This is a genomic window from Larkinella insperata, from assembly GCF_026248825.1.
GTDB classification, from domain to species: domain Bacteria; phylum Bacteroidota; class Bacteroidia; order Cytophagales; family Spirosomataceae; genus Larkinella; species Larkinella insperata.
This window is the reverse complement of sequence record NZ_CP110973.1, coordinates 3,910,599-3,922,500: the sequence shown is the minus strand read 5'-3', so window position 1 is coordinate 3,922,500 and position 11,902 is coordinate 3,910,599. Positions and strand designations below refer to the sequence as shown.

The window sequence follows — 11,902 nt, the reverse complement described above, 5'->3', positions numbered from 1 at the left end:
CGCGTTCGGTTGAGCGGCCGCTTGGATCGCCAATCATTCCCGTGGCTCCACCCACTAGGGCAAAGGGTTTGTGTCCCGCCCGTTGAAAATGCACCAGCAACATGATGGTGGCCAGGTTACCAATGTGCAGTGAAGCTGCCGTGGGGTCGAAACCAATATATCCGGCGGTTGATTCTTTGCGGAGTTGTTCTTCAGTACCGGGCATCATGTCCTGCAACATGCCCCGCCAGCGGAGTTCTTCAATAAAATCAATCATTGATCAAGTTGAATGAGTAAACGAGTTAGTTACGATCGGGTATTCAATCGTAACTAACTCTCAATGAAATAAAATTGGGGGCAAAGATACGGTTTCAGGGCAAAAGCAACGAGGAGTCGCCGTAACTTAAAAAGCGATAGTTATTTTGTAGTGCTTCATTATAAATGGTCCGCCAGTCTTCGCCAACAAAAGCCGCTACCAGAAGAATTAAGGTAGAACCGGGCTGGTGGAAGTTAGTAACCAACCCGTTTGTCAGTCGAAACCGGTAACCGGGCATACAATAGATGCCTGTGTGGGCAACAACCTGCTGCTGGTCGGTTCCCTGAAGGTGATCCAGGACCGCCCTAATGGATTTCCGACTATCCGGCAAATCAGTTTCCGGAAAAGAATAGGCATATTGTTGATCCAGCAGAAACGGCTCGGCTTCGTTTTTTAAAAGCCGTACTCCAAACCAGTACAAACTTTCCAGCGAACGCATGGAGGTTGTCCCAACGGCAATTACCGGGCCCTGATGTTCCAGCAGGTTTTCCAGGTTTTGCCGGGTGTAAACCACCTGCTCGGTATGCATAGCATGCTGACGGACATCCGTTGCTTTGATGGGCTGGAACGTTCCGGCACCGACGTGAAGCGTCAGGTAATCCGTCTGAATTCCTCGTTGGGCCAGTCGAGCCAGCACGGCGGGGGTGAAATGCAGCCCGGCGGTTGGGGCCGCCACCGCCCCCTCAATGCGGGAGTAAACGGTTTGGTAGCTCTCCTGATCGGCGTCCGTAACATCGCGGCTCAGATACGGCGGCAACGGTATTTTGCCAGCTTCGTGCAGAATGGCCGCAAAGGCGTCGCTGCCGGACCACTCAAACCGAATAAAGGACCGATCCGCATCGTGCCAGAGCGCCCGGAGCACAACCGTCTGCTCGCCCACCCGAATCTCTTTTGTTAACGTTTCATCGGATTTCCAGCGTTTGCGGTTTCCGATCATGCACTGCCAAACCGTCTGGTGCTGATCCTGCATGGCTTCCGTAACGAGCCGGTCGGCGGGCACCGGGTTGAGCAGAAACAACTCAATGACCGCGCCCGTCGCCCGTTGAAAATGAAGCCGGGCCGGAATCACCTTCGTATTATTAAAGACGAGCAGGCTGCTGGCGGGCAACCGATCCGGCAGTTCGGAGAAGGTACGGTGTTCCATTACGCCCTGACGGTATTCCAGCAACTTAGACTGATCGCGCTGGGGCAACGGAAACCGGGCAATGCGTTCATCGGGAAGATTGTACTGAAAATCGTTGAGCTGCAGTTCCTCCATCCTATTCCTCGGCAGCGGGTTTCATCGCCAGACGGATCGGCAGTGAAACGACCACAATTAAAATAATGGCGACGCAAACCGGTAAGAGCCACTGGTGCCCGACCAATTGCGTCGAACCCAGCTGGTTGTTTAACTGGCGCAAAACCGCCAGGGCCAGGGCCATAACGGTATTGACGGCGGCCATCAGGCAGTAGAACCAGTTCTGAAAAATCTCGTTCAACTGACTGCGGTGCTGAAGCCAGCGCTGCTGGTGCGGAATGGGCAGCGCCGTACCCGAAACTTTCGGAAACAGTTTGGTCAGCATGTTGATCAGCGTATTGTTAATCAGAAAAATAGCGACACAACCGTAAAACAGGTAGTCCCGACTGATAAAAACATCCGGCCGACTATCGGGCGTAAACCCCACGGCAACAGTGGTTTCCAGTGAGGTATACGTATAAATAAGCATGGAGGCAAACCCGATCAGAGAGGCCAGCCGCCATAAACGAATAGCAAAAGTGGTAACTTTCATTGAATTTGATTGGTTGACCTGATAACAGGCTTTGGGCCGCAAAGGTACGGGCTACGGCGGTGTGTTCCCACACCGGTTTTGCCGTAGAACCAAGAATTCTTTATAAACACTGATTCTCAAGACGGGTCTTGCCCGACCAGCCATTACTTATCCAATGAAAATTTACACCAGAACCGGCGATACCGGTCAGACCTCGCTCATCGGCGGACGGCGGGTGAGCAAGGCTCATCACCGAATTGACGCTTACGGAACCGTCGATGAACTCAGTTCGTGGGTCGGCCTCGTGCGGGATCAGCCGGTGAATGAGAGCCGCAAAGAGTTGCTCAAGGAAATTCAGGACCGGCTTTTTACGATTGGCTCCGAGCTGGCAACCGACCCGGAAAAAACCGTCAAAAGGCCGCTGCCCGCCATCTTGGAAACGGATGTTGTGCTGCTGGAAAAGACGATGGACGAGATGGACGCCGAACTGCCCGAACTGCGGGCGTTTGTGTTGCCGGGCGGTCATCAGGCCGTTTCGTTTTGTCACCTGGCCCGCACGGTCTGCCGCCGGGCCGAACGACTGACCATTGCCCTGAATGAAGAAGAAACCGTCGATCCGCTGGTGATTCAGTACCTCAACCGGCTATCGGATTACTTCTTTGTGCTGGGTCGAAAAATGGCGCAGGAACTCGGGGCGGAAGAGACTATCTGGAAACCGCGTGTCTAGCGGTAAAGCCTTGCAGCCCGGGATTTTAGGTTGCGAACCGACCGGCAAAAAAATAATTAGCATAACAACTATTTTTTACTGGACACTTCCTGAAGTTTTCTCTACATTTGCTGACTATGAACCCCTGACGGCTTTTTTAGTTGTTCAGATTTGCCATCTACCATTATGACTACCGACTTAGTAAGCATTGAGCTAAGGAAAGCAGAACGCTCCCGGATTGCGGAGGTCGACTTCAACAACTTGCCGTTTGGCAAGCATTTTTGTGACCACATGTTTGTGGCCGATTTTGTGGACGGACAATGGCAGAACCTGCAGGTGGTGCCATTCAGCGATTTCACGTTCAGCCCGGCGCTGTCGTCTCTGCACTACGGGCAGTCGATTTTTGAAGGCATGAAAGCCTATAAAACAGAAACGGGTGAGGTGCAGCTGTTTCGTCCGCTGGAAAACTGGAAACGGATGAACGAATCGGCCAGGCGGATGTGCATGGCCACGATCCCGGAAGAAGTTTTCATGGGTGGTCTGGAAGCCCTCATGCGGATCGACGCGGAGTGGGTACCCAGCACCCCGGACAGCTCGCTGTACATCCGGCCGTTCCTGTTTGGCACGGACACGTATCTGGGTGTAGCCCCGTCGAAAACGTACCGGTTCTGCATTTTCACCTGTCCAGTCGGTGCGTATTACACCAAACCGCCGAAGCTGAAAGTGGAGACGGAATACATCCGCTCGGCACCGGGCGGGGTTGGTTACGCCAAATGCGCGGGCAACTACGCCGGATCAATGTATCCGACGCTGCTGGCGCAACAGGAAGGCTACGACCAGCTGATGTGGACCGACGCCATCGAGCATAAATACATTGAAGAATCGGGCACGATGAACATTATGTTCGTCATCAACGGTAAGCTGGTAACACCGGCTACCTCCGATTCGATTCTGAAAGGCGTCACCCGTGACAGCATCGTTCAGGTGGTCCGGAGCTGGGGCATTGACGTGGAAGAACGGAAAGTTTCGATTCAGGAAGTGATCGACGGAATTGAAAACGGCAACCTGACCGAAGCGTTCGGTGCCGGAACCGCCGTGGTGGTGTCACCCTACTCGCTGATCGGTTACCAGGGCAAGGATTACATGCTGCCGGAAGTAGCGGCAGATGATTCGCTGGCTACCCGCATCTATAACTACCTCAGCGATCTGCGCACCGGCAAGGTTGAAGACACCTTCGGCTGGATGCACAAGATTTAAGGTTACCGCTTATACAACCGGGGCGCCAACGGGTTTCAGATACCGTTGGCGCCCCGATTTTTTAGGTCCTGGCTTACGCGCGTGCGCTGGGGCCGAATACCAGTTTTAGGCCAAAGTCTTTGCCCTTGGACACATCCGTGAGCGTGACCTGCCGGTTGCCTGCCACGTTCCAGCCCTGCTGCGTTGGGCTGCCAAACCGCCGGGTGAAATAAGCCGCCAGTTCCTTCTTGTGATCTTCCACCGACTGCCGGTTGTTCAGGTAGATATCCACCTCAATCCGCTCCACTTTTTTGCTCTTGTCCAGGAAGTACTGAACATCGAACGACTCCAGGTTTTCGTATTCAATGGTGTAACCGACGTGCTTGGCATCCTCTTCGAACGGCTCGGCGCTTTCTTTGGCTTTCACTGTCGCTACGCCGTCGCCCAGGTTAATTCCCCGAAACGTACCTTCTGGCGGGCCAACCAGTTTGTTCAGCCAGTCACTGGCAGCCACCTCACTATCAGCACCGGTTTGGTTGTTTATAATTTCGGTCGTGTCGGCCGGTGATGTGGCCTCCGATGCTTGTTGCTTATTCTGACAGGCGTTGAAAAAAAGCGCTAACGCCAGAAGCGCACCGTACGTAAACGCTTGCTTCATATAGCTTAGGTTGGTTATGGATAGAGAAAAGAACAGAGACAAAGAACAAAGATCGCATAGTTAACCAACTACGAAGCCTTTTGTCTTTTATCTCTTCTTTACGACGAAAATCCCCGCGAACGCCCCCCGCCGAAGAAACCACTCCGCCCGCCCGCAGGACGGCTAATCCGCGAACTGTTGACATTGCTGCCAATTGAATTGGCCCGCTGGAAGGTCTGGGGGTTGTTGTAAACGCCCGAGCGGTATTGGTATTCGTTGGCAAAGCCGGAGTTATTCGACCGGCCGAGCATATACCCCAGGCTGCCCCACAACAGAACATTGGACAAACCGCTGCCGTGGTGGTATCCCGACGGATTGTTGAAATACTGGCTGGTCGACGGGTCAGACTGAACCAGTCGGCGGGCGGCTTCCACACTCAGCGTGTCGCGGTGTCCGTCGGCGTAATTGACGATGGCCCCGGCCTGCTTGGGATCGACCTGCACCTCATCCGTGATTTTAAAATTACCGGGACTGGTTTCGGTAATGTACGTCCGGACCCCTTTCCCAAACCGTTCCGCCGATCCGGAATCATTGGTTTGTTCGGTGTTTGCATCGTTTGAGTTCCCGCAACTCTGCAACACCGCCGTGCCGTTCAGCAGGGCGAGGCCCAGCGTGGCGCTCAGTGTGATATCTTTTACCCGGCGTAAAATGGTGTGTTTTCGAACTGGTGTCATGGTCTTGAAAATCATTTCGTATAGACGAAACTACGGAGAAGGCCGGGTGGTTGCAAGAAGTTAGCGGATGAAAGGAAAAAAGGCCGCCCAAAGGTCTACCTTCGAACTTATGAGCAGCGATTGGCGGCATGGGTTGGCAAAATTGGCGGCTGATGCCGTATTTTGGGCGCTTATGCCAGATAGTCGCTCTTTTGTTCAAACGTCACTCCAGCGGATTGCGGCCCTTCAATCGGAAGATACGGCTTATTTTCCGGCCGGTCTGCTGCCCTCCTACCGCAAGAATCCGCTGGTGCTGGGGTACCGGCGCCCGGATACCAACATCTTTTTTACCGCCATTACGGTTTTTGCGCTGCAACAAATCCGGAACCGGCTGTCGCCCGCTTTGCAGAAAACGGTGGACGAAATTATCCGGAACGCCGTAGCTCACTATCCCGATTTTCAAAACAAAGACGGTTTAAAGACGTACAATTTTTACCGCACTCCGAAAGCCGGGCGTCCGTCCGGACATTTTCCCAACGGCCGGTTTCTCAACCGAATGGAGCACTTCCGGCTTCCCGATGATGCCGACGACACGGCCATGATCTACCTGACCAGTCACCCATCGCCCGAGGATTTGCGCTGGTTTAAACACAAACTGACGGGGCACGCCAACCTCGCTACCCGGCAGGTGGAGGACACTTTTCCCGAATACATCAATCTGCGGGCTTACTCTACCTGGTTTGGCAAAAACATGCCCGTCGAATTTGATGTCAGTGTGCTTTGCAACCTGCTGTTCTGCATTCTTCACCATCAGTTACCACTCAACGAGCACGATCGCGATAGTTTTGCGTTCATCCGGTCGGTGGTTGAGAAAGGGCACTACATTCGGGAGCCGTTTCGGTGTTCGCATTCGTACCCGCGGGCACCCCTGATTCTGTACCACATTGCCGGACTGCTGGCGGCTTTCCGGCCTGAGCCGCTGGAGCCGATTCGATCGCAACTCATCCGGGATGCCTATCAACTGCTGGACGACGGGTTGTCCGTGATGGATCGGGTGATTGTTTCCACGTCCCTGCTGCAACTGAGTGAAAAACCGCCCCGCATCGACGTGCAGGTCATTCCCGAAAAAGAAATCGAGGAGTACTCCTTTTTTATCGCCGGGATGCTGACGGCTTCGCAAAACCCGCTGCTCAACCGCATGGCCCAATCCCGGTTGGTTCGGATGGACTGGACCTGTGAAGCGCATTCCCGCGCCCTGCTGGTTGAATACCTGGTGTATGCAGACGCGGTATGAACGCATTCTCTTCTTCAGCGAAAACCCGTTCGACCCCGTTTTTTTCGCGCGGCCGAACGGGTTTTTACAACAGGATAGCGCTGATTACCAGCCGGGGTTTTGTTTGATGGCCGGGTTTTGCGCCAGCGTATTCAGCGGAATCGGCCACAGATAGTGCTTGTTCTCATCGAAAACCGGGCTTGCCCAGTCGGTGCCTTGATACACGTCAATGTACGTGTTGCCGGACGCGGGATCAACGGCGGTTTTCACGTTGGCTTTCGGATACCGGGCGATGGCGGCCGCATCCCACCGGATTCCCAGCGTTGGCGTCAGCAGTTTTTTACCTTGTTTCCAGCGTTTGAGGTCGTTGTACCGGAAGCCTTCCATGAACAGTTCAATGCGCCGTTCGCGCCGGATCTCGGCGATGAGTGGGGAAACGCCGTCGGCGGTGTACCGTGGATCGACCGGAACTTTACCGATTGTGAGGTGCGGCATGGCCACGCGGTCGCGGAGTTTGTTGATACTGAGATCGAGGTCAGCCTGGGTAATTTTTCCGAGTTCGGCCTGCGCTTCGGCATAATTCAGCAAGGCTTCACCAAAACGTAGAATAATGGCGGGTGATTCGGCGGTATCAAACGCTTTCCCGATCATATCGTCGGCGTTGTAATGCTTGATAATGTGGTAGCCCGTTGTCGACAGATAGCCGCCTTCCATACCCTGAATGCGCGGATACGGCCGCCCGTCGGCCAGGTGGTATTTGTAAAAAGCGGCATCTTCCGGGTGCAAAACCGTCTGGCGTAACCGGGGGTCACGGTTTTCGAACACATCCTCAATTTTGGCGTCGCCTTTGTAGAGCGGAGACAGCGAGATGGGCAAACCGTCGGTGCACAGGTAATCTTCCACCATACTTTTTGTGGCCCCACCCGCGTATTCGAAATAAGATTGAACGTGGTTGGTAAAAACCCCCAACTGGTATTTCCGCCAGTATAGCACCTCCGGATTACCGGCCAGGTTAAGCACGCGGTGGTAGGCGTTATAATCCGTCTTAGGATTGCCGGTGTTATATAGGCGGTAGGGTCCTTTGTCCATCAGTTCCTTGGCGGCACTGGCGGCTTCCTCCAGCCACAGAGTGGCGTTGGTCCCACCGTGGTATTTGCGCCAGGTACCTTCATACAGGCAAAGCCGTGACTTGACCAGCAAGGCACACCAGCGGTTCAGTCGGCCCGGCGCGTTGCCGTCGTTCCAACTGTCGGGCAGTTTGGTAGCCGCAAAATTGAGGTCTTCCAGCACTTTTGTCATGGCCTCTTCGCGCGGAGTTCGGGCTGCGTAGAGTTCGGGCGAATCGACGTTCAGTTCTTTGTCCACAAACGGCACATCGCCAAACTTCTGCACCTTTTCGGCGTAGAACCACCCTCTGAACAGTCGCGCTTCGGCGATGTACCGGTCTTTAATCGCCTGGGCCACATTGGCCTTGTCGTAGTTAGCCAGTCCCACGTTGATTGCCCTGACGAAATTCCAGCCTTTGTAACCAAACTGCTGGGGGTCCGTCGGAACGGTATGTTTTCCGGAGCGTACCTGCTGAAAGAAAAGATGGCGGGCGTTGGTGGGGGCCATGTTATCGGCAAACTCATCCTGAAACCAAACGCTGCCCCAGTTGCTTTCAAAACCGTTGTAGTGGCCGTGCAGAATGGGGACGTTATCGTCGTTACGGGCCAGATCATACAGGCTGTTGTTGTACACCCGCAGGTCGTTCTCGGTATTCCAGAAGGTCTGGTTGGTGATGCGATCCAGCGGATAGCGTTCAAGGAATTCGTCGTTACAGCCACTCACCAGAAAAGCCGTTGCGAAGAGGAAGCCAGCTAAAATTCTATATTTTTTCATGGTCATTTTCAGGTTGTCAGATCAGAAAGAAACATTAAGACCCAGGGTGGCAATGCGCTGCATGGGGTATTCGATAGCCGCCGACTGAATGGTTTCGGGGTCCAGCGGTTTGCGCATTTTGGTGAACTCCCACAGGTTCATGCCGGTGGTGAAAACCTGCGCTCTGCCGATGCCCACTTTCTGAAGCAACCTCTGGGGAAGGTCGTAGCTCAACGTAATGTTTTTCAGACGGATATAAGCCGCATTCTGTAAATACCGCGACTGTACCTGGAGGTTTTTCTTGTCGTTGGTCGATATGTGAGCCGCCGGGAAGTAGGCATCCCGGTTATCCTCGGTCCAGGTGTCGGTGATGTAATATTTCTCGACGTGACCCGCGTTAAAGGGGAAAAACCAGGTCCAGTTGTCAGACGTGGGCCAGTGGTCTTTCTTTCCAATACCCTGGAAGAAAACCGTTAAGCGCAAGTTCTTGTAGCCCAATCCGCCGTTGATCCCGAACGAATACCGGGGGGTGCTGTTGCCGATCACTTTGCGGTCGCCCGGATTCGCCAGGGTGTTGTTTCCGAAATTAATCACGCCGTCGCCGTTCAGGTCGGTGTACCGGATGTCGCCGGGCCGCCAGTTGGCACCGATATTGGTTTGCTTGGGAGCCTGCGCGACCTCGTCCGTGGTCTGGAAAATACCGGCCGTTTCAAACCCCCAGATTTCTCCCAGCTTCTGGCCTACATAATAGATGTTGCTGTTGTTGGGCAGCGCCCCAGTCGGGTTGTTGAAGCGGGTAATCTCGGCGGTCCAGTCCGACAGCGCCAGGGTCAGGTCGTAATTCCAGTCGCGCCGGAATTTGTCCCGCCAGGTCAGCGACAGTTCCCAGCCTTTCGTCCGCAGATCAGCCGCGTTTTCTTTTGGGGCGGTTGTTCCCAGAATGGCCGGATAGGATACATCCATCAACATGTTTTTTGTATCACGCGTGAACACATCCAGCGAAGCGTCCAGCCGGTTCCGAAGCATCGTTACGTCCAGACCAATATTTTTGGAAATAACCGTTTCCCAGGTCAGCGACGGACTTACCAGACCGGCCGCCGAAACGAAGGGGATCAGGGCGTTTGTAAACATGTACGGCGACTGCCCCGTACCCATCGTGGCCACATACGGGTAGTAAATCTGGTTGCGGTTGCCGTCCAGCAGAATCTGGTTGCCCAGCGTTCCGTACGACGCCCGCAGTTTCAGGTTGTCGAGCCAGGAGCCGGTTCCGGCCATAAATTTTTCGTTGCTGATCCGCCAGCCCGCCGATACCGAGGGGAAGAAACCAAACCGGCTCTCCTTCGGAAACCGCGACGTTCCATCGTACCGTCCGTTGAATTCAATAAGGTAGCGCTCTTTGTAGTTGTAGTTCAGTCGATAAAAAGCACCCCGCAGCGCCACGTGCGCCTTGCTTCCGAAGGTCTGCTGCGTACCTGTCGTGGCGTTGATATCGGTCACCTGGGGCGTAATGAGTGCCCGGGCCTGCGCCCCAGCATACCGGTATTGCCCCCGCTCCTGATTGAAGCCAATCATGGCGGTCAGGTTATGATTCGTCGGCAGAGGGACGTTGTATTCGGCAAAGGCGTTGAAAACGTAATACTGGTTGTAGTTGTTTTCGTTCCGAATCCAGTCATCGCCACTAAAACCGTTGCTGACGATATTGGCCGCCAGCAGATTCGCATCCACAATGTCTATCTTGCTCTGGACGTCCTGATACATCCGGTTGAAGATATTATACGAAAAATCGGAGCGGATTTTCAGGCCTTTCAACGGGGTCAGGGTCACACCCTGCGTCAGCCAGATGTCGTTGTTGGTGTAGGTTGTCCGGCCACCGTCCATCAGGTACGGAAAGAAGTTGGTGCCGCCGAAATATTTGCCAATGTAGGGCGCGTATTTTTCGCGGTCGCCCGGGGTGACGTAATAGTCGAGGTCGGGAAACTGCACCGGCATGATCGGGCTGACCCGCGCCAGGGAGTTGATGTTAACATCCCAGTTATAAAAGTGCGGTTTGTCGCTGTTCTGCGAATTAAAAATCACCTTTTCGTCCAGACTCAGCCACTTGTTGATCTGGAAATCGGCTTTCATCATGATGTTGTACCGCTTGAATTTCTCGTTGTTGTAGCGCAGGTACCCATCTTTGGAGAAATACCCGAGCGAAACCAGGTACCGCGATTTTTCCGTCCCGCCCGATATGGAAAGATCGTGCTGACTGGTTGGGGCGTAATCGGTCATGATGCGGCTCTGGTAGTCGTTATAACCGTAATACCGGAGCACCCCATTTACGACTTTCCATTGCGGAGCCGTCGCCGGATTCTCGGAATAGGCTTTGGTTCCAGCTACCATATCATCGTCAAAAGCCGGTATTCCACTGCTGCGGACGTTCGCCCGGTTGCGGGCCAGCACAAACTGGTACGGGTCCGTCACCACATCCATGTTGAAAATGGGTTTGGCCAGCGAAAACTGCGTGTTGAGCGAGACGTTGATCTTACCGCTTTTCCCACTTTTGGTCGTTACCAGCACCACCCCGAAGGCCGCCCGGGCGCCGTATACCGCCGAAGCCGAGGCATCTTTCAGGACGCTGATGCTCTCAATATCGTTGGGATTAACCCGGTTCAAGTCCATTGGAACGTTATCGACCAGAATCAGGGGCGCCCCGCCGTTGATCGACTCATAACCCCGGATGTTGAACGTGATGGGCTGGGCCGGGTCGCCGTTCCGAACATTGATGTTCAGGTTGGGAATCACGCCCTGCAAGCCTTCCCCCACCGACGCAATCGGCCGATTCTGAAGCCGTTTGCTGTCGGCTACTCCCACGGCCCCGGTCAGGTTCACCTTTTCCTGCGTTCCGTACCCCACCACCACCACTTCTTCCAGCGATTTGGTGTCCACTTCCAACCTCACGTCCACCGCCGAGCGCCCGTTGACGGCCACTTCCTGGCTTAAATACCCGATAAAGCTGATGACCAGCGTAGCATTGGCATTGGGCAGCCGGAGTGTGTATTTGCCCGCATTATCGGTGTTGGTACCCTGCGTAGTGCCCTTGATGACGACACTGACGCCCGGCAGGGGCTCGCCGGATTCGCCCGCCGTAACGCGCCCCGATACGGTTTGGCTTTGGGCTGTGAGCGCCAGACAACTGGTCATTAAAATACTCATGAGCAATCCCTTGTAGAAGGTTTGCCAACCTGACTGTAGATGGTTTTTCATAGAAAAGGGAGTTAGAGATGATCGGTACTGTTACTTATTGATGGAGATTAATAGGCGGTTTCAGTCAGCATTGAGCCATTACTTAATGACTCTCTAAGCGGTACTTTATAAATTCAGAATATGATTTATGGTAGTAACATCGCTTTTTTCAATTCATGAAAGCAAAAATTTCAGCGTGCTTACTTATA

The 11,902-nt window shown here is 54.0% G+C and carries 10 protein-coding genes (1 of these 10 running past the window's edge); 3 read left to right on the top strand and 7 right to left on the bottom strand.

Annotation, left to right across the window (positions count from 1 at the left end; all coding sequences use genetic code 11):
- From tyrS to OQ371_RS15730, 3 genes are all read right to left on the bottom strand, one after another.
- Positions 1–253 carry the start of a tyrosine--tRNA ligase gene (gene tyrS / locus OQ371_RS15740; RefSeq protein ID WP_265994318.1) on the bottom strand. It extends 1,034 nt beyond the left edge of the window, so 253 of the gene's 1,287 nt are visible here — the first part of the coding sequence; its start codon is at positions 251–253; its stop codon lies beyond the left edge, outside the window.
- A gap of 97 nt (positions 254–350) precedes the next feature.
- The gene (locus OQ371_RS15735; protein ID WP_265989057.1) at positions 351–1,553 is read right to left on the bottom strand and encodes an S-adenosylmethionine:tRNA ribosyltransferase-isomerase; all 1,203 of its coding nucleotides are present in this window, start codon (positions 1,551–1,553) and stop codon (positions 351–353) included.
- A 1-nt stretch (position 1,554) separates the two neighbouring features.
- On the bottom strand, positions 1,555–2,064 hold the full coding sequence (locus OQ371_RS15730) for a hypothetical protein (protein WP_265989056.1): 510 nt from the start codon (positions 2,062–2,064) through the stop codon (positions 1,555–1,557).
- Positions 2,065–2,218: 154 nt separating this feature from the next.
- On the opposite strand from OQ371_RS15730, the gene OQ371_RS15725 reads away from it, so the two are divergent.
- Positions 2,219–2,770 carry a cob(I)yrinic acid a,c-diamide adenosyltransferase gene (locus tag OQ371_RS15725; RefSeq protein WP_265989055.1) on the top strand — a complete coding sequence of 184 codons (552 nt, stop codon included), beginning with the start codon at positions 2,219–2,221 and terminating at the stop codon, positions 2,768–2,770.
- Between the two features lie 165 nt (positions 2,771–2,935).
- Complete coding sequence (locus OQ371_RS15720) at positions 2,936–4,006, top strand: branched-chain amino acid aminotransferase (RefSeq protein ID WP_265989054.1); 1,071 nt, start codon at positions 2,936–2,938, stop codon at positions 4,004–4,006.
- Positions 4,007–4,079: 73 nt separating this feature from the next.
- Here OQ371_RS15720 and OQ371_RS15715 read toward each other — a convergent pair whose 3' ends face one another.
- Together OQ371_RS15715 and OQ371_RS15710 are read right to left on the bottom strand one after the other, a co-directional pair.
- Positions 4,080–4,643 (bottom strand): hypothetical protein, encoded by a 564-nt coding sequence (locus tag OQ371_RS15715; RefSeq protein ID WP_265989053.1) that lies wholly within the window; start codon positions 4,641–4,643, stop codon positions 4,080–4,082.
- Between the two features lie 98 nt (positions 4,644–4,741).
- The gene (locus tag OQ371_RS15710) at positions 4,742–5,356 is read right to left on the bottom strand and encodes a Cj0371 family chemotaxis-regulating polar lipoprotein (RefSeq protein ID WP_265989052.1); all 615 of its coding nucleotides are present in this window, start codon (positions 5,354–5,356) and stop codon (positions 4,742–4,744) included.
- Between the two features lie 172 nt (positions 5,357–5,528).
- Here OQ371_RS15710 and OQ371_RS15705 point away from each other — a divergent pair, with 172 nt between their 5' ends.
- On the top strand, positions 5,529–6,629 hold the full coding sequence (locus OQ371_RS15705) for a hypothetical protein (protein WP_265989051.1): 1,101 nt from the start codon (positions 5,529–5,531) through the stop codon (positions 6,627–6,629).
- Between the two features lie 84 nt (positions 6,630–6,713).
- Here the strand turns inward: OQ371_RS15705 and OQ371_RS15700 are convergent, their stop codons facing one another.
- Positions 6,714–8,489 carry a RagB/SusD family nutrient uptake outer membrane protein gene (locus OQ371_RS15700; protein ID WP_265989050.1) on the bottom strand — a complete coding sequence of 592 codons (1,776 nt, stop codon included), beginning with the start codon at positions 8,487–8,489 and terminating at the stop codon, positions 6,714–6,716.
- Between the two features lie 21 nt (positions 8,490–8,510).
- Positions 8,511–11,714 carry a SusC/RagA family TonB-linked outer membrane protein gene (locus OQ371_RS15695; RefSeq protein ID WP_265989049.1) on the bottom strand — a complete coding sequence of 1,068 codons (3,204 nt, stop codon included), beginning with the start codon at positions 11,712–11,714 and terminating at the stop codon, positions 8,511–8,513.
- Between the last annotated feature and the right edge of the window lie 188 nt (positions 11,715–11,902).